Below are 22,488 nucleotides of genomic sequence, written 5' to 3' on the forward strand. Positions count from 1 at the left end.
GCTCATCTAGATACTACATTCAAAGCCGCTGAGATTAGCGTCAGGAAAGTCAAGAACCCCAGCGCATCTAGAGTCGTAGTCAGCAGCGGACCGCTAATGAGTGCTGGATCTAAGTTCAACCGTTTGATACCCATTGGCAGCAAAGTCCCTAGGGTGGCAGCCATCAAAACATTGATAGCCATCACCAGTCCTGCAACCAACCCCACCCATCGCTCATTGGCAGGAGACCAAATCAAAGAAAGGGCACCCAAGGCAACCCCCAGTGACAAGGCTGTACCCAAGCCAGCAAGAATTTCCTTACGGAGAAGTTTCAGCGTATCCTGTGGTGTTATTTCACCTACACCTAGTCCGCGCACAGTCACCGATAAGACCTGAAAGCCGACATTGCCACTACTATTGGCTAAAATTGGCATGATGATTGCCAAAACGGGCACTGATGAAATCGTTCCCTGAAAAGGCGCGATCGCGTTGGCGGCTCCGACATAGAGAATAATATTCCCTAACAGCCAAGGCAGACGCTTACGAAGCGTCACCAAAGGAGGCGACAAGGCGGCTTCATCACCGCCACTGACTCCCGCCAGTTTCTGAATGTCTTGTGTGGCTTCCTCTTCTAGAATGTCTACCACGTCATCAATGGTGACAATCCCCACTAACCTATCTTCGCGGTCAACCACAGGCACGGCGATCAAGTCATAGCGCTTCATTAGTTGCGCGACTTCTTCTTGGGGCGTTTCTGTGTAAGTTTTGACAACGCGATCGCTCGCAATATCCCCAATCAGGGCATTGGGAAGCGAAAACAACAGTTGCCGCAACGATACAACCCGAACGAGCTTGCGGTTGTCGTCGGTGACGTAGGCGTAGTAAATTGTTTCCTTATCTTCGTCACTGACACGGATTTTGCTCAAGGCTTCTCCGACCGTTAAGCCTTCGCGCAGCCGTACATATTCCGTCGTCATTACCCGACCCGCCGTGCCTTCGGGATAGCCCAGAATCCTGGCAGTTGCCTGCCGTTCTTCAAGGCTGAGTTGCTGCAACAGCCGCTTCACAATGCCTGCGGGTAGCTCGTCAAACAGTTCCGCCCGGTCATCCGGTCGCATCGCCTCTACAATCTGACACACCTGGTTATCGTGCAGCGAACCAATTAGTTCTTCTTGCACTTCCGGAGGCAGATATTCAAAGACATCAATGGCTTGAGCTTTATTAAGCAAGCGAAACGCGATCGCTCGCTTGGATGGGGGCAGTTCGACAATGTAATCCCCTACATCAACCGCCGGTAAGCGATTTAGCTCAGACTTAAGCTGATTTAAGTCAGCAATATCCGACAGTGCAACACGTCCTTCCTGAGTGAGCATAGAAACCTCCTAGTCTCCCCCCGCGCTGGGAGAGACTGACCCGCCCAGGCGCTAGAGGAGCTTACTACTGTCACCTAATGGACTTCGGTCCATAAATTCCGCAGAAATCTACACTGATATTGCTCAGCAGTATCAGTAAAACTATGCTATCCCCTCAAGGTGCCATTTACCATTGGGGGCTATCAAAAAATCTATCTAAAGACAGATTTCAAAAGCGATGAGGCGTACAAAAAATTATTGGGTTCCTCTATTAACTGGAGCGATTGTCGCCAGTCTGAGTAGTTGCGCTTCTTTACCGACAAACAGCGAAAGAGACAAAGCTGGCTTACCTCCCGCTTATGCTATTGAAGCCAGCAAAACTACGACGAAAGCGTCAGATGCCAGCCAATTGTTGACGGGTGCGATTAGCCAAGCAACAACAACCGCCCCCTCAAAAAACAATGTCACCGTCACCATCTATCAACCCGATACTCAGTGTGAAGCGCTAGTACCGGAAAAAGTAGACGTTTCAGCGGTTGAAAGCGTCCAAGCAGCGGTAGGCAAAGTCCTGGAGGAGCGGGACACCGCCGACTTTAATTTAGCTGGGTATCGTGTCATCGTAAATCCCAGCAATCGAGTTGCTACGGTTGATTTGCGAATTGCACCCGGTTCCCAGCGGAAATTTGTCTCCCTTTCGAGCTGCGAACAATTTGCTTTGTTCGGTAGCCTCAGAAAAACCCTCACTGCGAATTCTCAATGGAAAATCAAAGATGTCAAGTTTACAGAACAGGGCGAAGACATCTCCCTTTAAAGTTTCGATTAAAGTTTGGAGACAGCAGCACAACCGTGTAGATACCACCGCCACGGCAAATTGATTCCCTGTGATAAACCAATCCGAGTTGTTTGGATAAGTTCCGGCATAAATTGTGACTGACGATGCTCTAGCCACAGGGGTTGACCGGGTTGTAAAACTTGTGCATTTAATATGCTGTCAATTTGTAAGGCGCGGCAGAGTTTACCTGGCCCAGCGGCGATTCGATGGGGTTTCGAGCGATCGCTCTCTTTGATCCAGGACGGTATAGACTCTAGTTGCACAGCCCGAATCAAAACAGCACTGGGAATGCTGTCCTGGTCTGTGACCACGTTCAGGCAGTAGTAAATTCCGTAAATTAAATAAACATAAGTTCTCCCGGCTGGCCCGAACATTACCCAGTTGCGCTCGGTTCGTCGCCGATAGGCATGGCAAGCCGGATCTTCAGGGCCATAGGCTTCCGTTTCCACGATTAGCCCTCGGATGATTTCTCCATCAGGCATCTGTCGCACCAACGTGCAGCCCACCAAATCAGGTGCAACTTCAGTGGATGGGCGATCTAGCCAAGAAACTTCTACAATTTGGGTATTTTTAATCAGATTCATCGTTAAATATACTTAAGATATACCAACCCACCCCGTTCAATTCATAAAAACTCATGGATGTCAAGCTAGTTTTAGCAGCCTTAACACTTGTTTTTACCGTATCGTGCCTATTTTTTGGCACTAAGAATGGATTTTACGATTCAGACAACTATCACGGAAACGGTTCTGCTCACTAAGATCGCTGTTAGCCAGTCAATTTTGGATTTTAGAGTTTGCGGAGGTCGGAGTTTCTAAGCCTCCGATGATTTTGGATTGAATCTAAAATCCAAAATCTAAAATTGAAAATCGAATGATGAGTCAACCCCCCCCGGTATCCTCTCACGGCTATGACGAGCTAGCCTATTTTCCCTATGGCGTCGGTCATGGCGACGAAGGCATCTGCTTGCTGGTACGGATGGGGCCACACCGCATTCTCCTAGACTGTGGTTTGGCGGACATTTCCTCGCTTAAAGGTGAGGGAATTCCTCCAGCAGATTTAGTTCTGTGCAGCCACGCCCATCCGGATCACGCTAGGGGATTGCTGGCGCTGCATGAAAGCTTCCCTCAGTTGCCAGTCTATGCAAGTGAATTGACAACCCAGCTGCTGCCACTGAATTGGCCTGAGATAGATCCGCAGAATCTCCCGCAATTGTGTCAGGCATTGCCGATGCGATCGCCTGTCGAATTCAAAGAGGGATTGAGTGCGGAATTATTCCCAGCCGGACATTTACCAGGCGCATCTGCCATCTTGCTGACCTACACGAGTCGCCACCGCTCTTACACCCTACTTTACACAGGTGACTTTTTCCTTTCAAACTCGCGGCTGGTGGAGGGGTTGCCGCTAGAAGCATTGCGAGGCTTAGAGCCAGATGTGCTAATTGTGGAAGGCAGTTACGGCACAGCGCGTCATCCCCACCGGCGGAACCAAGAAAATCAGCTGGCAGAGCGAATTAATCAAGCGATCGCTCAAGCGAATTCTGTCTTGATGCCCGTGCCGACTTTGGGACTGGGGCAAGAACTCTTGATGCTCTTGCGGAGTCACCACTTATTCACGGGTCGCAACCTCGATATCTGGGTAGATGGTAACGTGGCAGCTGGCTGCGATGCCTATTTGGATATTCTCACCAACCTCCCAGCCTCTGTGCAAAATTTTGCCCGTCATCAATCCCTATTTTGGGATGAACGGGTGCGTCCCAGAGTGCGTCGGTTGCTTCCAGAACAACGTCCCTCTGTCGGTCAGTCTCCATGCATTATCCTGACTGAGGAAAACCACGATCTTAGAGAATACTGTCAACCAGGCACCGGGCCGTGGGTGTTATTACTGCCCCAGCAACCCAGGTTCTCCCAAGAGCCTAGTTACTCATCGTTGACGATACAAAACTATTTGCTTGCCCAGCATTCTGATGGGCTGGGAACCACCCAGCTGATTCACAATATCCGTCCTCAGCACGTAATTTTTGTTCATGCCTCTCCCACCTACCTGGCTGATTTAACCGGGTTGGAGGAGTTGCACAACCGTTACCACTTGCATTCTCCACCGGCTGGGACGCTGGTAGAACTCCCGATTGGCGAGACGTTTGTGCAACCGGCGGCACCCGAAACCAGTTACGAAGGGGAGCTGACGGAACTGGGAACAGTCGTTACCATCACCCTACCGGAGGCGATCGCTGCCGATCCCCGTTGGCAACACTTTGCTGATACTGGTTTAGTGGAAGCCCGGTGGCAGGGTGAGGAACTGGTATTGCGCGGATTATCCCAACGAGAACTTTTAAGCCAAAGCAGCGACGCCAGAGTCCCCATGAATGTTGAGTGCTGCGGCAACTGCCTACACCAACGGGGGCAGCGCTGTTGGAATCAGGACTCGCCCCTGTATGGATTTAAGGTGACACCTGAAGGATACTGTCCAGTTTTTGAACCGGCGCATCCGCCTCCAACCCCTTCAGATGACGACCTAGAAAGCCTCGAAGATTGAAAAAGATAAGAAATCAAATCAAAAATTAAAAATGAAGCATCCCCCATTTCTAATTTTTGATTTTGCATTTTTAATTCCTCAGTCTGGATTCGAGTCGGGGAAACGCGGACGAATTTGTTCGGCTTCCGGACAATCGTCAGAGACAAGTGGTTCAGCATTGCCTCTGGGCACTGAAGCCAGCTTTTGTGTCACAGCACCAATGCTTTCGAGGCGAACCATTTCTTCCCAAGAACAAGCTTCATCTTCTTCTTCGGTTTCATAGCGGAGCGTGACTAAATCTCCTTCAATGTCAACGATGCGAGCGCGTTCGATCCAGCGTTGTTGGTCCCGCAAGAAAATACAGACCTCACGACCATCGCAACAGAGTTGATAAATCTTGCGGTGTAGCATGGGTTGCTTCTCCTGAGCAGATAAGTTGTGCAATTCTTCATGGAGCCTGCATACCTTTTTTTAGGTATCCAGCCTCTCTCAAACGTAATCGGGGTTGAATCCTGCCATTCTCCCAGGCTCCTGTCCTTATCTTTACCTATTTTTCCCAAAAGCCTGGAATGTGGGATTTGGGTTGGGTTTCTTAGGGGCGCAAGGCTTTGCATCCCTAAAGCCTGGGAATGCCGATTTTGGATAGGCAAGGAAGCCTCTTGGTCAGCCCCATGCCAATTTTTGGAAAGATGTGGAAATCGAGGGTAGGGACAAGGGTTCAAAGTGAGCGTTCTAGATGATATTGCCGATTTAATTTCAAAGTTTAGCTTGAATCCTGCGGCATTTAAGATAGGGATTGTAGGATACTCCCTCTGGTAGAATGCGCGCACTCCCATCCTCATTCAGGGTTTTTACCACTAAGGGAAACTTGAATCAAGGCAGCTACGAGTATCAATGAGTCTTTTGAGATGAGTAATGGGAAGGCAACTGGTGACAAAAAGCCTTGACTGGCAACCAGTCCAACCTTGTAGCAGTCAATTCAGTCATCCTAACCCTCGCTTTGTTTAGGAAGCGCACCTAGCTGAGATTGGTAGTTCTTATTAATCATTCTAATAATTCTTGGCCCAGGTCGGCAGCGAATCAAGAAAAATTCTATCAATATCAAAGCTTTTCTATCATTTTGGCAGCCGTGCCGCGATCAGGATGCCTTGTAGTTATCAAAGAACGGTTTCAGGGCTTGTATCCGAGGTGATGTCAGCGCTACACTCTGCCGTGCTTCTCTTTGAATCTTACCGGCATTCAGTGCCTGGTGTAGGGTGTCAAGAGCTTCTAAATCCGCTGATTGGTAGCCTTTCATCACTAACACTTGGCGAATCAGACCTTCAGAAGCGACGCTGAGGCAACCTGTTTGGAAAGCTGACTGTACAAGTGTGCGAATCATGGCGACCTGTTTATCCTTGATTTGCTGGGATATCTATCTTTGAGTATGAAATACTTTCCAAGATTAGGAATTGATGGTAATCCGCCATTTTTTGTGATTTTAGACCGTATTTTTAGGTGATCGAGGTCACAAATGGCAAAACCAAGCGGATGCTTGACAAAAGAAGAGTTTACTGCGGTTGCTTCTCTAGTGAGCAAGCTGTCGATTTAATCCTATAGATAGATTGACCGTATAAAACAGCTTAGTGCAGCGACTGTTAAGGATGTGTAAAGTAGATATGGGAATTTCAAGAAATGTTTGTTAAAGTTTGAGACAATCAGCAAATCCTCAATAGAAACGGAAAAAGACGGGTGTACGCGATCGCCACTAAGCAGCAGCTCTACAAAACCTACATCCTCTCAGACCAAGCCGCTCAGTCCCATCTAGAGGTCGTTCCAGAGCGAGGCGGTATCGTTACTAGCCTACGCATCCAAGGACAAGAAATCCTCTACCTAGATGCAGAGCGGTTTGCCAATCCAGACTTGAGCGTTAGAGGTGGGATTCCGATTCTGTTTCCCATCTGCGGCAACTTACCCGAAAGTCAATACACCTATCAAGGTCAGCCCTACACCCTCAAGCAACACGGCTTTGCCCGCGATATGCCTTGGGAAGTCACCGACCAAGTGACTCAAGACCTAGTGAGCCTTACCCTTGTCCTTAACAGCAACGACCAGACACGTGCCGTTTACCCGTTTGACTTTCAACTCGCCTTCACTTACCGTCTGTTGGGTAACACGCTAGAGATTCGGCAGCGCTACACCAATCACTCAGCCGAGCCGATGCCCTTCTCCACGGGTCTGCATCCTTACTTCTGGACACCCGAAAAAACCGGAATCAAGTTTGGAATTCCCGCCGCCGAATACCAAGATCAGCGCACCCGCCAAACCCATCCCTTCACGGGTGCCTTTGACTTTAACCAAGATGAAATTGATGTCGCCTTTAAGCAGTTGAGCGGTCAAGAAGCCACTGCCTCCGACGCCAGCCGACAGTTGCAGCTCACCCTTAGTTGGGACAACCCTTATTCCACCTTTGTCTTCTGGACGGTCAAAGGCAAAGACTTTTACTGCATGGAGCCTTGGAGTGCCCCCCGCAATGCTCTGAATACCGGAGAGCAGCTACTGCGTCTAGAACCGGGAGGCAGTTTGGAGACATCAGTTCGTTTGACCGTAACTTTTTTATAAAAAAGTTTTTTTTCAAAACCCCTTTCCTAATTCCAGTAATCTGTGTTACCGTTGTAAACGTTGTCTAAACAACTGAAGTTTTCGGGTCGCTAACTCAACGGTAGAGTACTCGGCTTTTAACCGAATAGTTCCGGGTTCGAATCCCGGGCGACCCATAAAAAAATACTCAAAAAAATACCTAAAGAAAATTAAGACAAGAAGCGAGAAGCGCTCTGGCAAACGATTAGTTTTCTCATTTCCTAGCTGGAACCAGGAGAATCTACGTTATTGAGAGTACAGCCTTCTAGAGAAAGCATTCCCAGACATAAATTGGAAACGAGAGCAAAACCAAAACCCTGTTAGAAAGCCTAATGCTCTTGCTAAACCTCCACCATCAGGCAATCTTATAAATGCAGTATTGGCTGCTTATCTCGGAATTATCAAGATAATTCCCTAGAGACTGGTAAACTATCTTAAGATTATTGTAATAATTTCGCTGTCCAGAACAAAGTAACTGACGACGAGTCAATAGGAGGACTATTTATGGCGCTCGTACCCATGCGGCTGATGTTGGATCACGCAGCTGAGAATGATTATGGAATCCCAGCTTATAACGTTAACAACATGGAGCAGATCCAGGCCATCATGCAGGCTGCTCATGAGGCAAATAGCCCCGTGATTCTGCAAGCTTCTCGTGGCGCTCGGAACTATGCAGGAGAATATTTCCTACGCCATCTGATTCTGGCGGCAGTTGAAACTTACCCTCATCTCCCAATTGCCATGCACCAGGATCATGGTAATGCCCCAAGCACTTGCTACTCTGCCATGCGCCACGGTTTCACCAGCGTCATGATGGATGGTTCCTTAGAGGCAGATGCGAAGACTCCAGCCAGCTTCGAGTACAACGTGGAAGTCACCCGCAAGGTGGTGGAAGTCGCTCACTCAATTGGCGTCAGCGTAGAAGGCGAACTGGGTTGCTTGGGTTCTCTAGAAACAGGCATGGGTGATAAGGAAGACGGTCACGGTGCCGAAGGAGTTCTCTCTCACGACCAGCTGTTGACCGACCCAGACGAAGCAGTTGCCTTCGTAGAACAAACCGGCGTGGATGCTTTGGCAGTTGCGATTGGCACCAGCCACGGCGCTTACAAGTTCACCCGCAAGCCGACTGGCGAAATTCTGGCTATCAGCCGGATTGAAGAAATTCACAGCCGTCTGCCGAACACCCACCTCGTGATGCACGGTTCCTCCTCTGTGCCCGAAGATTTACTTGCCCTGATTAACCAATACGGCGGTACAATCCCGGAAACCTACGGCGTACCCGTTGAAGAAATTCAAAAAGGCATTAAGAGCGGTGTCCGTAAGGTGAATATTGACACGGATAACCGTCTGGCGATTACCGCTGCGGTGCGCGAAGCCTTGGCTAGCAATACTAAGGAATTTGACCCCCGCCACTTCCTCAAGCCTTCCATCAAGTATATGCAGAAGGTTTGTAGCGATCGCTATCATCAGTTCGGTGCTGCTGGTCAAGGTACCAAGATTAAGCAGATGACTTTGGATGAGTTTGCTGCTAAGTATGCCAAAGGCGAGTTGAATGCTGTTACCAAGAAGACTGTAACTGTCTAAGAAAAGTTTAGGTTTTGGATAAATCTAGTATCTAAAATTTGAAATTTTCCTTGTCGGGTGGCTGCCAAGCCACCCGTTTTTTTGTGTGTAAGAAGAGTTTTTTGGCAAACTTTCAGGAACAGGGAATAGCTGCTTTGTATAAATGCATAGCGTTGCTTTTTAAGAGTTTGTCAATCTTATGGCTAACAATAAATTTAAGCCTTCTCCCGATTTAGGTAAGCCCGCCAGACGGGATGGTAGTGCCCCTAAAGTCACTGGCAATCCAAAGAGTACTCCTCCCAAGCGCAAGAATACTGGTAAGTAAGGTGCCTGATGCGGCTGGTTTGCCGTTCGGTAATACCGGCGGTTGGCGCAATGTCTAACAAGAGGGCTTCTTTTATACATTTCTGGATTTTAGATTTGGGATTTTTGATTAGAAAACCAAAGCTAAAACAAGATTGAAAGATTCTAAATCTTTCAATCTGAAAAATGGTATTAGTTTGCGCCATCGCCGGTCTATTTTTTTCCCAAAAGGCTCAGATAAAAACCCGATGTTGCAGGGAGGGCATTTGGCGGCGGATTTGTTCTAGGCGAGAGGGGTTAATTTCTGCGATCGCTACTCCCGGTGTATCTCCAGCATCCGCTAAAATAACGCCCCAAGGGTCAATAATCATCGCGTGTCCGTGAGTGTGGCGCAGGGCGTAATGCTGCCCAGTTTGAGCCGGTGCTATCACATAGCAGGTGTTTTCGATCGCTCTGGCTTGCAGTAAGATTTGCCAGTGATCTTTGCCAGTGTAGGCGGTGAAGGCAGCGGGGACAAATAGAATGTCAGCTCCCATCTGCGCCAAGTGCCGATACAGTTCCGGGAATCGGACATCGTAGCATACCGAAAGTCCCAAGGAACCCAAATGCTTGGAGGGATAAACGGGTGGTAGGCGCATCCCAGCCATGACGGTGCTAGATTCTCGATAGGTATTGCCGTCGGGCAAATTGACATCAAATAAATGTACTTTTTGGTAGCAGGCGAGTTCTTCCCCTGAAGGATCGATGAGCAAAGCGGTGTTGTAGACTTTGTTGGTGTCAACGGGAACTGGAAACCCGCCACCCAAGATGGTGACTTGGAAGCGCTGAGCCATTGTTCGGAGGAATTTTTCGCTCTGGGTAGCGATCGCCTCCGATTGGGCTATCTTCTGCTTTTCTTCTCCTAAAAATGAGAAGTTTTCTGGCAAGCCTACTAACTCAGCACCCTGACGCACAGCAAGCTCGATGAGTTCTTCTGCCTGAACCAGATTTTTTTCCACATCTGGCAGGCTTGTCATTTGTATGGCGGCGGCGAGATAGGGCTTCATTATCACTCTCGTAATTTCATCTAAATCAGTCTAAATGCTGGTGAAGCTGAGAACATCAGAATATATATTATTCCTTTGTTGTGTGTCTAGGCATTGATGAAGGGTTGGTTCGAGCAATCCTGTGGATTATACCGAAGGTACTTATTTAGAGAGATATTTACTCAGCTAAGTAGGAATGCGGACACAAATCATCCGGATGCGCGTCTTCAGTGACAAAGATGCTGTTTTGAAATCATCGTGTGTTCTGGTAGCAATGGCAATGAGTCTGATTAGTAAAATTGTGCAACAAGCTTTGGTAACGGGCTATCTAACGGTTGAAGCCGAAGAGCAGCTACGTCAGCTTTTAAAAACCAAGTATGACTTTGATGACTTTATGGCTTTCATTACCTTACAAAAAGAGGCGATGGAAGGTCGGGTTCGTCAAGAGTCTCGTGAATTGCTGCATTCTAGCCGTGTTTCTGCCTTAGTTTAAACGGGGGTGATCGCTTATTTTGCATTAGCAGAGCGCCACGCGGACGCGCTATCGCAACACTTGCGCGTTTGTCACCGCAGCTTAAAGAAAGTATTCACTGGATCTAGGCACTTCAGGAAGAGGGAAAAACCGGGCGATCGCTTTCTCAGATGAGGTTGAGCGATCGCTCTCTCACTGTATTGAGGTTTAAATTATAACAATGAATATTATTGGTTGACACTACGACAACTCTATGAATGACTTGGAGTCCTCGGCTGGCACGAGGCATCTGACTCGTTTTAGATCAACCTTCGGAATGGCGAAACGGCAAGGCATCCACGTTACGGTTAGAGGAAATATTTTCTAAGGGTCAACTGTGGAGCTGGATATCTCTGTTCTGGTTAAAACTTTTGTAGCTGTGTTTGTCTTGGCAGATGCGTTGGGCAATGCACCGATCTTTTTAGTCCTGACGAAGGGCATGGAACCGGAGCAAAGAGACAATGTGGTGAATCGGGCAAGTATTGTAGCGACAGGGGTGCTGCTGATATTCGCTTTTGGGGGTAAAGCAGTTCTAAATTACTTAGAAATCAGTATGGGGTCTTTGCGGGTTGCTGGGGGACTGCTTTTACTCTTAGTTGCCCTACAAATGCTACGTGGAGAACTAGATACACCGATTGTCGAGCAGCAGCGCGATATCGCGATTACTCCGATGGCATTGCCTCTGTTAGCTGGGCCAGGAACGCTAACGACGGTGATGCTGTTGATGTCTGAATCTCCAAATGCTCATCTCAGCGTGGTGGTCGGGATTGTCTCTGCGATGCTGGTGACATGGTTGATTGTGCGTCTGGCAAACCGGATCGACCACTTGCTCGGTGCAGAAGGTGCGGTGATTATTACTCAACTTTTAGGCTTTCTGTTAGCCGCGCTGGCAATCGAAATTGGCAGTGCTGGGATTCGGGAACTGTTTCTAACTTAAGATGCGATCGCGTTTTTTACGAACCGCGAAGACGCAAAGAACGCGAAGGAAGAGGGGAAGAGAGGGCGATCGCATTTGGTGAGATGAGGTAGGCGATCGCATCACCTTTCCACCACGCCAAATAAGAGCGATCGAGAACTTTAGCTCAACCCTAGCTGTTGCTTTAAACCTTCTGGCACATTCTTGGCTGTTGCCAAATTCTGAACATTCTCCCACTTCGTATACTCATCCCAAGGAATGTTTTCGGTTTTCGAGGTCTGCGTCGCTGAGGATTGCGCCGCTGAGGATTGCGCTGCTGAGGATTGCGCTGCTGAGGATTGCGCTGCTGAGGTTTGCACCGCTGAGGTTTGCACCGCTGAGGTTTGCACCGCTGAGGTTTGCACCGCTGAGGATTGTGCTGCTGAGGATTGCACCGCTGAGGATTGCGCCGCTGAGGAATTTACCAACTGTTGCTAAAAAGCCCCTAATACCGATACATTCGCTGTAACCGATGATGCGAAGCAATCGATCTTCATCGAAACTATCAGTATCTTTTTCACCGCAGGAAAATAAAGCAATTTCGTCTTTTAAGTCATCTTTTAACAGGGCATAGCGGTGCAACTCCAAGAGCAAAATCAGCACATTCAGTCCCGCATAAATATCCACCTGTCGCAGTCCCATCCACTTCGTTTCTGGCGCTTGCTCTCTCATTTGCAACATCTTATTCTGCGACAAATTTTCTGGAGTGGCATCGATAAATTCGCCATCGCACCAACTTAGATAAAACTTCTCCAATCGTTTGAATAATTTTACGGGCTGAAACTCTGTACTGGCAGCTAATAAAGCCATCAAGTATTCCACAATTTCTGGTGTTAGTCCGCCGTAACCAAATAAATCGTAGATTTCCCGATCCATTTGGTCGGTGGAGATATAAAATTCCTGGCGTTTTCTTCCCGGTTGCGTCCAATCTTCTATACTTTCTTTAAGTCGTTCCGCACACAAAAACTCCCCAAAACTCTTGTGGGCAAACTCCACCGAACCGCCTTTGTCACCCGCTGCCGCCTGTAGATAAAAAGCCGCCAAGGCATTTTTCAGCGCATCCTCGCCGTGTGTCTCTCTAGCTTGTTGAATCAACTCAATCGCACTGTCATCGCCCTTCAACCGTGACTCGATTGTTTTTACTGCGGCACATTCCCCGCCCGACTGCACGACGCACAACCCCGCCTCTGCCAAAATCCGTCGCAGTCCGGCGGTTTCCTGTCCAGTTAGTTCTCGATTCAGCCATTCTGGACGTTGTTCCGTCAGTACCCACTCTAAAGATTGCTCGTCAATCAGAATTTTTGCCCCGACACCGCTAGCACCCTCAAACATTTCCACCGTCAATTTGCCATCCCGGTGCATCGCAGCCAATAGATAAAGCAATAGCGGCTCTTTGGCTAATTCCCGCACTCTATCTGGACAGCGTTTGTCTTGCAAAAATTGCTGAAATGCGAAATTTTTATCACCTCCAACTTGAATTTCCCATTTGCTAAACCACTGCTGTTGGAGTTCGTCATCCATCGGCAACAGTTCCACCCGTTCCATGTTGGGAGGCATTCTTCCTTGGATACCTTGTAGCGCCAAAGGTCTGCCTGTAATTAGAACCCGATGTCCTTTTTCAGAATTCCGCTGGCAGCTACCTTGAAAATCATCTACTTGCCAGAGGAAATCCTTTAATTCTTGGCTAGTTCCCCTTTCCATAACTAACTCATCAAATCCATCCAGCAGAAACAAAAATCGGGTATTTTTATCGGTTAAATAGCCATCATCTTTTGCAGAAAAATTACAACCAACTGCTGCTTGTAAAGTTTTTTCAAAACTCTTTTCAAATGTCCTAATATCCCGCAACCGAATCAAGATTTGGGTTCAAACTGGATGCAAATGCTGCCGCACCCAATCGGCAAACATCCGGCAAAAAACACTTTTACCTCTTCCCGGCCCCCCTTGGATAAAGATCACTTTGTCTTGTTTCTGAGCATCTGCTAGCATCACCTTTGCCCAGCTTTCGATCTCAATTGGTTCTGCATCTTTATCAGGCTGACCATTTGCATTTACTAACTGTCCCTTCAACGGCACATAAATATTTTTGAAAGTGAAGCTTTCAGCAAATACTGTCTCTAGCGGCTTCGTTGCAATTTGCTCATCTAAATAAGTATTGATACTATAGTATTTATCCGATTCTTGTCGCCGTCCAGCCAAGTATAATTCCGCCCGTTGTCTGACAGAATCCTCAGCATCTTCTAAGGCTTTTTTTAGTTGTTGATGAGTCTTCCAAGCTACCCAAGATGTTACAATTTCAGCGTCATGCTTATTTATTCCTGCTTGTTGCAGTTGGTTCGACAAAACCTGATTTAAAACTTGAGCTAATTCCGATTCGTGGAAGCAGGTGAGAACATTTCTAGCGAGATGTTCATCTAGTTGAAATTCTCCCAGTTTTGCGCTTTGCTGTTGGGCGATATTTGTGGTAGGCGTTGCGCTTGCTGGCTGTAGATTGGCTGGCTGTAAATTGACTTGCTTTAATAAGTCATTACTTTGCACCAATTCATTAAAGCTTTCTAGATAAGCCAGGGGAGATGCGATCGCTACCCATTCCTCTAGGGATGGCTCTTGATTGGTCTTTTTGCGGTACAGCCTCACGCCTTGTATTGCTAGTTTCGTCCCTGATAGCCCTGCTATAGCAATAGGAATTCCCGCAGAACCCGCAATTGCAGAGAACAAACCTAAAGCCAGCCCGAATTCCAGCGCAAATTTAGTAATCTCTGTCCCAGTCTCGGCGACATCTCCGGGTTTCCCTAGTTCCCGAATATCAGTTTTCAAAAACTGCCAAACTTGCTTGAGCTTCTTCATGCGATCGCTACTCTCCGTGCTGATGAATCGAAGATAACTCAACGATTAAGCATCTGCCCTCAGTTGGATATCTCCCATATTTTCTGGAGAAAGAGCGATAGCTTACTTGACACAGTTCCAGGTAATCATGGATGATGAAAGATTGTCTGTCTATTCCTGCTCGGATCAGGTTGAGACATTCCAAAAGCTGATTGGTCATTGGTTAAGAGGTCATTAGTCATAGGGTCAATAGAAGCGAATCTAAAGACTAAAGACAACTGACAATCACCTAATTCAGCTACCTGTACGGCAACCCCTAGGACTATCCCATGAGTTACGCAATTATTGAAACTGGCGGCAAACAGCTGAGAGTCGAACCAGGTCGCTTTTACGATATCGAACTGCTTCCCTCGGAACCAGACACGCAAGTTACCATTGATAAGGTTTTGTTCGTTCAGAACGACGGCGATGTGACCATCGGTCAACCTTTCATCGAAGGGGCGACGGTAGAATGCACGGTGATGAGACACCGGCGCGGTAAGAAGGTCATCGTCTACAAGATGAAGCCCAAAAAGAAAACCCGCCGCAAGAAAGGACATCGCCAGGAAATCACCCAGCTGATGATCAACTCCATCAGCATCAATGGCTCAGTGGTGGCTTCCGAACAACAGGCTTCCCAAACCCCCAGCGCTGATGAGTCAGCAGAAGCTCAAGAAGCTGTGGCAACGGTGGTTGTTGATGAGACAGATACCGAGACGGCTGCGACCGAGTAAACCGCTGAGACTACAGCAGAATAGTAAGTAGTAAGAACAATTGAGGAAATTATGGCTCATAAGAAAGGTACGGGTAGTACTCGCAACGGTCGTGATTCTAACGCTCAACGTTTAGGCGTCAAGCGTTTCGGCGGTCAGACCGTCAGAGCAGGTAGTATTTTGGTGCGTCAGCGGGGAACTTCGTTTCATCCTGGCAATAATGTCGGTGTGGGCAAAGACTATACCTTGTTTGCCCTCATTGATGGCATCGTGACCTTTGAACGGAAGGACAGAAGCCGCAAGAAGGTAAGCGTTTACGCTGTGCCAGCAGCGGCGGAAGCATCCCCTGAGAATCCACCCGTTCCGGCTCAGGTATAAGTATCCAGACCTAGTAGTTGGATAGATTAAGAAAGGAGGGGCAATTTATAAATTGCCCCTCCTTTTATTCGGCATTTTTTTATCAGCGATCGCGCTGGTTGGTCAAAATAAACGTAATATGTGATTCTGAGTGGCAGCAAAAAATTTCATCTCAATATTTTGCTTGGCTCAATGTGACAAATTGTTACTTTTTTTGACTGCTTTAGTTACTAACAACTATTCACTACACTAACGCCATGTTTCCCATTCATCGCCCTCGCCGCCTTCGTACCTCAACCCAGCTGCGCCGGATGGTGCGTGAAACGGTTCTTGCCACGAGTGACTTAATCTACCCTCTGTTTGCCGTACCGGGAGAGGGCATTGCTAAGGAAGTGAAATCGATGCCAGGGGTCTACCAGCTGTCGGTAGACAAAATTGTGGAAGAGGCAAAAGAAGTCTATGACCTCGGCATTCCCGCCATCATTCTTTTTGGCATTCCCGCAGATAAGGATGTAGATGCGACGGGTGCGTGGCACGATTGCGGGATTGTCCAAAAAGCTGCCACGGCAGTGAAAGAAGCCGTGCCGGATTTAGTTGTTATTGCCGATACTTGCTTGTGCGAATATACCAGTCACGGTCACTGTGGTTATTTGGAAGTGGGCGACTTGACGGGACGGGTGTTGAATGACCCGACGCTGGAATTGCTCAAGAAAACAGCAGTGTCTCAAGCCAAGGCTGGCGCTGATATTATCGCTCCGTCTGGGATGATGGACGGTTTTGTGCAGGCGATTCGGGAAGGATTGGATGCAGAGGGATTCCAAGATACACCGATTCTTTCTTACGCTGCCAAATATGCTTCGGCTTATTATGGCCCTTTCCGGGATGCGGCTGATTCAACACCGCAGTTTGGCGATCGCAGAACTTACCAGATGGACCCCGGTAATGCCCGCGAAGCCCTCAAAGAAATCGAACTCGATATTGCAGAAGGGGCGGATATGCTGATGGTGAAACCAGCACTTGCCTATATGGATATCATCTGGCGAGTGAAAGAAGCCAGCAACTTGCCGGTAGCCGCTTACAATGTCTCCGGCGAATACGCGATGGTGAAAGCGGCTGCCCTCAATGGCTGGATTGACGAACAGCGAGTCGTGATGGAAACTTTAACCAGCTTCAAGCGGGCTGGAGCTGATTTGATTCTCACCTACCACGCCAAAGATGCCGCCCGTTGGTTGTAGGAAGTCAGGGTGAAGGATGAAAAAAACAACAGATTCGCCTAGAACTAGGCATTTTCATCCTTCACATTTCATCCAGCATTCTTAGTTAGCTACTTATGTTCAAAAGGAATCCGTCTGGCGGTACAGATTTAGGGTTGGATATGAGTAAGCTAAACGGTAGATTTCGCTAAAAAAGCGGCAAATTACAGAAATTCGGTGCAATTGAACACCAATCCCCAGTGTGTTGATGAGTAGAATGAGCCAGTACGAGACTCTAAATTATTGATGACGATGGATTGCAGTCATATTCAATTTTGTGACCGTAAATCACAAATCGACTTTCAACAACTGCAAGAGCTGTTTCACTTAGCTGCCTTCTGGGCACAGAACCGGCAAATTGAAGATTTAAAAGTTGCGATCGCCAATAGCGATCCAGTGATTAGCGTCTGGGATGAAAACAAGCTGATTGGATTTGCCAGAGCGACTTCCGATGGTATCTATCGTGCCACTATCTGGGATGTGGTCGTACATCCGGCATACCAAGGCGCAGGACTCGGACGCAAGTTGGTGGAAACAGTCTTGAGCCATCCTCGTGTCAGTCGGGTAGAGCGGGTCTACCTGATGACGACTTATCAACAGGGCTTTTACACGCGCATCGGTTTTGAATGTAGCAACCCCAGTACGACGATGGTGCTGTATAACAACCAGCCCCTAACCGAGCCTCTGCCTGCTGAAGTTATGTCGTCTCAATAGGTACTAGGGGAAGCGAAAACTGAAGCCGGGTGAGATTCTGGGCGGCTGAAGTATTAGAGGCATCTGCTGGTTGCGCTGCCACTACTTCCAGGCGTCCCTGCATCACTTCGATGAGGGTTTGAGCAATCAGTAAGTTCATCCCCTCGGATAGCTGTGGCATTTGTCGGGGTGCTCCTTTGCTGGGTGCCCCTACCAGCTCCTGTGTCTTTTGCTCTTTGAGCAAATCGACTGGCTCGCTCCAGACGCTAACGGGGCACTCGGCATCAATCCAGATGTGGATGTGCCCAGATGCTGGTGAGGAGGGAACCCAAACCCGAATGTTGCCTTCGTCCATGCGAGCGATCGCGGTATCGACCAGATTTAGCAGCACCTGCTGCAATCGTCGCGGATCTGCCAGAACGTAAATCTCTCGATCGGGTGGCGATACCTCAAGGCGGATACTCCGATTCGCTGCTTGCAGGTGAGTCAAGTTGTAGACTTCCTCTAAAACCTTGGCAAGCTCAATCGGTTGAATCTCTATCCGACTGGTGCCGTGTTGAGTTTTGGCAACAGCGATAATTTCGTCTATCAGTTGCATCAGCTTCAGCGCAGAGGCGTGAGCCTGAGCAATAAATTCTCGTTCTTCTTCTGGGTTGTCACACAAATCGGACAAAATCAACTGATGCAAGCCAATCAAACTGTTGAGGGGCGATCGCAATTCATGAGAAGTCCGCGCCAAAAATCCAGCTTTAAACTGGCTCATTTCTGTTGCCATGTGGTACGCCATCTGGGTTTGCTTAAGTTCCTCCAGGATGGTTGTCACGTCCGGATTCGCGTCTTGGGGCATAAATATAATTACCAGTTTTGCTGATTAGCTAAGTCGATTAAACTACCAATTTAACCGCTCCTTGCCGCAAGATTTCCCAGCCGCTGCCCGTCCATTTGGCGACGGTGGAAGGAACACCAGCCGTCAGCGTTGTTTCTGATTCCGAAGGGAATAGCGTCAGGACATCGGGAAACTGCGCTGCGATTTCTGCCATCGTTTCCAAAGGTGGCTCCCCCGAACGGTTAGCGCTGGTGGTTGCTAAAGGGCCAGTTTGCGACAAAATTGAGAGCGCGACGCCAGAATTCGGCACGCGCAACCCAATCGTAGCCGGATCAGATGGATTCATCGATTTGGGAACGCACGCTGAGGCTGGTAATACTAAAGTCAAAGCACCAGGCCAATATTGGTCAGCAACTTGTTGCCAAATCTGCCATTCAGATGGACTTCCCTTGACAAAATCCCACAAATCTAAAGCGTTTGCGCCCATTAAAATCAGCGGTTTATCTTGCCGCCGCTGCTTTGCTGCAAAAATTAACTCTGACCGATCCGGCTGCACTGCCAGTGCTGGTACAGTATCGGTGGGAAAGCTAACCAAACTCCCAGAACGAGCGCCTTCTATCAAGGCTGCCATTGAAACTTGTGTCATTTTTTTAGAGTTTTGAGTTTTGAATAAATCCCCTCAAATTCATCACTCATCGGGTTTCCGATAGGCTAAGGCAAAGCGTTCAATCCCAGCTAAATCGGTGTGAATTTGAATTTTGCAGTAACTGCCTCGATCTTGCAACAGTTGAACAACTGTATCGGCTTGTCCCGCCATCATCTCAATCAACCAAATACCCGCCGGTCGCAGATAGTCTGGCGCTGTTTCTACCAAATGGCGGATGCAATCTAAGCCATCTGTGCCACCGTCGAGGGCGAGGTGGGGTTCGTGTTTCGCCACTTCCGGTTGCAGGGAAGGCAGCAAATGACTGGGAATATAAGGTGGGTTTGATACCATGCCGCTGAGCTGACCTTTTAGGGCGGACAACGGCTGCCACCAAGAACCTTGGTAAAACTGAATGCGAGCCGCTAAACCCAGTTGCTGGGCATTCTGTTGAGCGATCGCTAGAGCAGCCGGACTATAATCAACCGCGTGGAGAGTGGCAGATGGAAAGGCATCTGCGAGTCCGAGAGCGATCGCGCCACTGCCAGTTCCTAAATCTGCCCAATGTCCTTGCTGTAAAGGCGGCGAGGCTCCGCCCGGAGCCGCAGCGGCAACCGCCAAATCAATCAAATATTCTGTTTCCGGTCGCGGAATCAATACTGCTGGTGAAACAAACAGAGAAAAATGACGCCAGGGAGCAATACCAGCCAGGTACTGAACTGGCAACCGCTCATCCAGACGCCGTTGCCACATCTGGGTTAACTCCGGCAACGGCATCGGTAATTTTATCTGGGTTTTGTCTTTGAAAGACTCCAACCGCAGCGCCAACCGATCTAGAGCGGCGACTTCTCGCAGCAACCAGTCTACTTCTGTTGGGTCAACGTCCGCGGATTTGGCAGCATCCCGCGCCCAGTTGCGCCACTTCCAAAGTTCTATACCTGAAACCATACCCAAGGAAAACGCCAGAATCAAGGAAAAAAGATAAAAGATAAAGTATGAAGTTTATCCTTCATACTTTATCTTTTATCTTTGATTCTTTTGTCTATTTACTGCTTTAGCGACGTTGTTGCTGAGAATTCGCGGGGGCAGGACCACGCGATCGCACAAAGTCCACTGACGCTTTGGGTGGAACCAGTACAATGTTGTTCAGCTGCTGATTATTGCTGGTGCGTAAAGTTTCAATTACACCCTCCAGATTCACCACCTGAATTTCCACTGTAGATGCCAGACCTGGCTGTTGCTGTTTGAATCGATCCAGCATACTCTGTAATTCTTCTTTGCTAAAGAAGAAAGGAATGATGGGTTTATTGTCTCGTTGTAAGGTCAAATACCCCTTATCCTTTCCGCCTCTTGCCACAAACAAAGGAACCCCATCAAAATTTTGCACGGGTTTGCCGCTTTGACTCAGGATGGCTTTTGCTGAATCTACCTGCTGCTGGGTGGGTACGAAAGCAAAATCCAGACCATCTGGCTTGGCTGCATTCGCTTGATCCAGTTTGTAAACGTCTCCCAGCGATACGGGTACCACCTTCACCGTACTTGCTAGTTGAGCATTTTGTTTCTTCAACCGTTCGATAAATGTTTGGGCATCTTGCTGGCTGATAAAAACACCTGCCACTGCGGTCTTCTTTTGCCCCTCATTCACTGAAGCAACTAATGGAGAACCTTGAGGATCGGTGATCGTAAACACGGGCACAGCTTGCAACTTTTCTAGAACCTGTTGTTCTGGCAATGCCAGTGCCCGCAGCGTTTCCAAACCGGGCAGCGCTCCCAGTACAACACTTCCCACTAAACCCAGTGTTGCGCTCAATCGAACTAATGATCTCATTACAATTCCCTCAAAATTTTTCGTTGAATACCCCGCCTTACCAATAATAGAGTCGAGACAAGGCGATAATGTTTCTTCGCTCTAGCAGTACCCGAATGAATGGGTCTAAGTTTATTTCCAACTAAACTTTATCGATTCTACTGTTTTGTTGCGACTGTCATTTTTGAACTGTTTAACTCCCCATGTCCTAATTCCTGGCACCAAAGGTCAATTTGATGCCTGAACTCGCTATTTATTCATTCTCAATGCTGCATACTCGGAAATGGAATTCCCAAATTACTGAGGGAATGAATCGCGAATTGTAACCCTCTATGACTATGTAAGATTAGGATGAGTTCCAGGCAATCGTCAGCCAACTTATCTCCCAATTTACTAGGGAAAAATCTGTATGAATCACCTCCCGAAGTCCTCAAGGGAATTTCAGCAGGGTGTCAGACATCACACCCGAAAATTATTGAGATTCCCTCTAACCTTGGCAGGTTTGGGGCTAACTCTTTTTACTACTAAAAATCGGGATGACAGGATTTGAACCTGCGGCATCCTGCTCCCAAAGCAGGCGCGCTACCAAGCTGCGCTACATCCCGGTGAAATTCAGCGATTGGCTATCAGCCGATCGGGTCTTGGGTGTTTAATTCCCCTGACACGCCTGCCAGTGACCTCTGGTTATTATAGCTTATTTAGCCGATATTTGGAGTAAAGAATTTACAAACTAATCTGGATACCAAAACATCCCTTTAATTCCTTCCGGGTCGGCAATAAAATTCAGTCCCCGGTAAAAATCCACCACCTGGGGGTCAGCGAACAGAGTAATGTTGCTAATGTCTTCACTGCGTAGCTTCTTGATCGCGTACTTCATCAACGCCTTCCCCAATCCTTTGCCTTGGAAATCCGGGTGAACTACCACATCCCAAATGGTGGCATTGAAGGCATGATCGGAAGTTGCGCGGGAAAAGCCTACCAGCCGCCGCTGGGTTCCTCGCACTTCCCACATCGAAACTACCAAAAAACTATGTTCGATTGCTTTCTTGACCTTGCGTAGCGGACGCCGGGACCACCCGACCGCATCGCAGAGTTCTTCGAGTTCATAAAGGTCAATGTCGCGTTCGGTGCTGAAAAATATCCGAGAGCCGCTGCCCGTGCGATCGCCTGTACCTTCTACAACATCCCCCTCCCCCAGCGTCGGCTTCGACGCAGTGCTACCATCAGAACCGCTAAACAAGCTTTTCCAAAAACCCATGCAGGTGTGGTTAAGGTATTTACATTCTCCAGTTCCCAGCAGTCTGGGGAATTCCCAACCGTGCTTCGCACCGCGTGTGCTAACACGCGATCTGAGACTTCCTGATCGAAGAAACCAGATACAACACTTTCAGGTTTCCCTGCAAGTACCAAATATCTAATCTCTACAGGATTTACTTCCGGTGTCCGGTTGCGAGAAACGAAGCAATCTGAGGAACGAATCAATCTCGTGCAATCAATTGACGCGGGGGAGTCACGTACACTCTTGGAGAGTGATACAGTCTCAGTATCTCCATCCCTCTTATTTCAACGAATCTAGCCCAAACATCACGAAAAAAATGATAACACAATTGCGCTACCTTTTAAACCATTACACGCACTCCCCGATCTGGAGCGGGTGCGGCATTGTGTGGTTTGGGGC

Annotated in this window: 24 protein-coding genes and 2 tRNA genes; 12 read left to right on the plus strand and 14 right to left on the minus strand. The window is 48.2% G+C overall.

Annotation, left to right across the window (positions count from 1 at the left end; all coding sequences use genetic code 11):
• Positions 1–2 precede the first annotated feature (2 nt).
• Positions 3–1,352 (minus strand): magnesium transporter, encoded by a 1,350-nt coding sequence (gene mgtE / locus NC994_RS11635; RefSeq protein WP_190438039.1) that lies wholly within the window; start codon positions 1,350–1,352, stop codon positions 3–5.
• Positions 1,353–1,569: 217 nt separating this feature from the next.
• Here mgtE and NC994_RS11640 point away from each other — a divergent pair, with 217 nt between their 5' ends.
• Complete coding sequence (locus NC994_RS11640; RefSeq protein WP_190438042.1) at positions 1,570–2,142, plus strand: sporulation/spore germination protein; 573 nt, start codon at positions 1,570–1,572, stop codon at positions 2,140–2,142.
• Between the two features lie 8 nt (positions 2,143–2,150).
• Here NC994_RS11640 and NC994_RS11645 read toward each other — a convergent pair whose 3' ends face one another.
• Positions 2,151–2,747, minus strand: coding sequence for a DNA-3-methyladenine glycosylase (locus NC994_RS11645; RefSeq protein ID WP_190438045.1), 597 nt, complete (start codon positions 2,745–2,747; stop codon positions 2,151–2,153).
• Between the two features lie 289 nt (positions 2,748–3,036).
• Here NC994_RS11645 and NC994_RS11650 point away from each other — a divergent pair, with 289 nt between their 5' ends.
• Complete coding sequence (locus NC994_RS11650) at positions 3,037–4,698, plus strand: MBL fold metallo-hydrolase (protein ID WP_347276565.1); 1,662 nt, start codon at positions 3,037–3,039, stop codon at positions 4,696–4,698.
• Positions 4,699–4,776: 78 nt separating this feature from the next.
• Here the strand turns inward: NC994_RS11650 and NC994_RS11655 are convergent, their stop codons facing one another.
• Both NC994_RS11655 and NC994_RS11660 read right to left on the minus strand, forming a co-directional pair.
• The gene (locus NC994_RS11655; RefSeq protein ID WP_190414032.1) at positions 4,777–5,088 is read right to left on the minus strand and encodes a DUF6679 family protein; all 312 of its coding nucleotides are present in this window, start codon (positions 5,086–5,088) and stop codon (positions 4,777–4,779) included.
• 727 nt (positions 5,089–5,815) lie between these two features.
• Complete coding sequence (locus NC994_RS11660) at positions 5,816–6,058, minus strand: hypothetical protein (RefSeq protein WP_190438048.1); 243 nt, start codon at positions 6,056–6,058, stop codon at positions 5,816–5,818.
• Positions 6,059–6,408: 350 nt separating this feature from the next.
• Here NC994_RS11660 and NC994_RS11665 point away from each other — a divergent pair, with 350 nt between their 5' ends.
• From NC994_RS11665 to NC994_RS11680, 4 genes are all read left to right on the plus strand, one after another.
• Positions 6,409–7,278, plus strand: coding sequence for an aldose epimerase (locus tag NC994_RS11665; protein ID WP_190438050.1), 870 nt, complete (start codon positions 6,409–6,411; stop codon positions 7,276–7,278).
• 83 nt (positions 7,279–7,361) lie between these two features.
• A tRNA-Lys gene (locus NC994_RS11670) sits at positions 7,362–7,433 on the plus strand.
• 367 nt (positions 7,434–7,800) lie between these two features.
• A complete protein-coding gene (gene fba / locus NC994_RS11675; protein WP_190414027.1) occupies positions 7,801–8,880 on the plus strand; it encodes a class II fructose-bisphosphate aldolase in 1,080 nt (359 codons plus the stop codon).
• Positions 8,881–9,058: 178 nt separating this feature from the next.
• Positions 9,059–9,184, plus strand: a complete 126-nt coding sequence (locus NC994_RS11680; RefSeq protein WP_277878300.1) for a hypothetical protein — start codon at positions 9,059–9,061, stop codon at positions 9,182–9,184.
• A 211-nt stretch (positions 9,185–9,395) separates the two neighbouring features.
• Here NC994_RS11680 and NC994_RS11685 read toward each other — a convergent pair whose 3' ends face one another.
• Positions 9,396–10,208, minus strand: a complete 813-nt coding sequence (locus NC994_RS11685; protein ID WP_190414025.1) for a carbon-nitrogen hydrolase family protein — start codon at positions 10,206–10,208, stop codon at positions 9,396–9,398.
• A gap of 259 nt (positions 10,209–10,467) precedes the next feature.
• Between NC994_RS11685 and NC994_RS11690 the strand changes: the two genes are divergently transcribed.
• Together NC994_RS11690 and NC994_RS11695 are read left to right on the plus strand one after the other, a co-directional pair.
• Positions 10,468–10,680, plus strand: a complete 213-nt coding sequence (locus NC994_RS11690; RefSeq protein ID WP_190438182.1) for a hypothetical protein — start codon at positions 10,468–10,470, stop codon at positions 10,678–10,680.
• A 361-nt stretch (positions 10,681–11,041) separates the two neighbouring features.
• Positions 11,042–11,635 carry a MarC family protein gene (locus NC994_RS11695; protein ID WP_190414150.1) on the plus strand — a complete coding sequence of 198 codons (594 nt, stop codon included), beginning with the start codon at positions 11,042–11,044 and terminating at the stop codon, positions 11,633–11,635.
• Here NC994_RS11695 and NC994_RS11700 read toward each other — a convergent pair.
• From NC994_RS11700 to NC994_RS11710, 3 genes are read right to left on the minus strand one after another with little or no spacing between them, the layout of a single operon-like run.
• Entirely contained in the window at positions 11,627–11,851 is a 225-nt protein-coding gene (locus tag NC994_RS11700) for a hypothetical protein (protein WP_190438193.1), read from the minus strand. The genes NC994_RS11695 and NC994_RS11700 overlap by 9 nt on opposite strands.
• A gap of 9 nt (positions 11,852–11,860) precedes the next feature.
• Positions 11,861–13,510 (minus strand): pentapeptide repeat-containing protein, encoded by a 1,650-nt coding sequence (locus tag NC994_RS11705; RefSeq protein WP_242030441.1) that lies wholly within the window; start codon positions 13,508–13,510, stop codon positions 11,861–11,863.
• 9 nt (positions 13,511–13,519) lie between these two features.
• On the minus strand, positions 13,520–14,542 hold the full coding sequence (locus tag NC994_RS11710) for a hypothetical protein (protein WP_199299709.1): 1,023 nt from the start codon (positions 14,540–14,542) through the stop codon (positions 13,520–13,522).
• Positions 14,543–14,808: 266 nt separating this feature from the next.
• On the opposite strand from NC994_RS11710, the gene rplU reads away from it, so the two are divergent.
• From rplU to NC994_RS11730, 4 genes are all read left to right on the plus strand, one after another.
• Entirely contained in the window at positions 14,809–15,252 is a 444-nt protein-coding gene (gene rplU, locus NC994_RS11715) for a 50S ribosomal protein L21 (RefSeq protein WP_190438053.1), read from the plus strand.
• Positions 15,253–15,303: 51 nt separating this feature from the next.
• Positions 15,304–15,609 carry a 50S ribosomal protein L27 gene (gene rpmA, locus NC994_RS11720; protein WP_190438056.1) on the plus strand — a complete coding sequence of 102 codons (306 nt, stop codon included), beginning with the start codon at positions 15,304–15,306 and terminating at the stop codon, positions 15,607–15,609.
• Positions 15,610–15,845: 236 nt separating this feature from the next.
• Positions 15,846–16,823, plus strand: coding sequence for a porphobilinogen synthase (gene hemB, locus NC994_RS11725; RefSeq protein ID WP_190438059.1), 978 nt, complete (start codon positions 15,846–15,848; stop codon positions 16,821–16,823).
• 270 nt (positions 16,824–17,093) lie between these two features.
• Positions 17,094–17,555: a GNAT family N-acetyltransferase gene (locus NC994_RS11730; RefSeq protein WP_190438062.1), complete on the plus strand. Its 462-nt coding sequence runs from the start codon at positions 17,094–17,096 to the stop codon at positions 17,553–17,555.
• Here the strand turns inward: NC994_RS11730 and NC994_RS11735 are convergent.
• The 6 genes from NC994_RS11735 to NC994_RS11760 all read right to left on the minus strand — a co-directional run bounded on the left by NC994_RS11735 (position 17,539) and on the right by NC994_RS11760 (position 22,068).
• Complete coding sequence (locus NC994_RS11735; RefSeq protein WP_190438066.1) at positions 17,539–18,381, minus strand: HAMP domain-containing sensor histidine kinase; 843 nt, start codon at positions 18,379–18,381, stop codon at positions 17,539–17,541. The genes NC994_RS11730 and NC994_RS11735 overlap by 17 nt on opposite strands.
• 37 nt (positions 18,382–18,418) lie before the next feature.
• A complete protein-coding gene (locus NC994_RS11740; protein ID WP_190438068.1) occupies positions 18,419–19,006 on the minus strand; it encodes an L-threonylcarbamoyladenylate synthase in 588 nt (195 codons plus the stop codon).
• A 42-nt stretch (positions 19,007–19,048) separates the two neighbouring features.
• Positions 19,049–19,951 carry a peptide chain release factor N(5)-glutamine methyltransferase gene (gene prmC / locus NC994_RS11745; RefSeq protein ID WP_190438073.1) on the minus strand — a complete coding sequence of 301 codons (903 nt, stop codon included), beginning with the start codon at positions 19,949–19,951 and terminating at the stop codon, positions 19,049–19,051.
• A gap of 106 nt (positions 19,952–20,057) precedes the next feature.
• Positions 20,058–20,831 (minus strand): Tic22 family protein, encoded by a 774-nt coding sequence (locus NC994_RS11750; protein WP_190438075.1) that lies wholly within the window; start codon positions 20,829–20,831, stop codon positions 20,058–20,060.
• A 510-nt stretch (positions 20,832–21,341) separates the two neighbouring features.
• Positions 21,342–21,415 (minus strand) — tRNA-Pro (locus tag NC994_RS11755).
• Positions 21,416–21,540: 125 nt separating this feature from the next.
• Entirely contained in the window at positions 21,541–22,068 is a 528-nt protein-coding gene (locus tag NC994_RS11760; protein ID WP_190414148.1) for a GNAT family N-acetyltransferase, read from the minus strand.
• Positions 22,069–22,488 lie beyond the last annotated feature (420 nt).

The sequence above is a fragment of the Trichocoleus sp. AS-A1 genome (assembly GCF_039962015.1).
Lineage (GTDB): Bacteria > Cyanobacteriota > Cyanobacteriia > Cyanobacteriales > FACHB-T130 > FACHB-T130.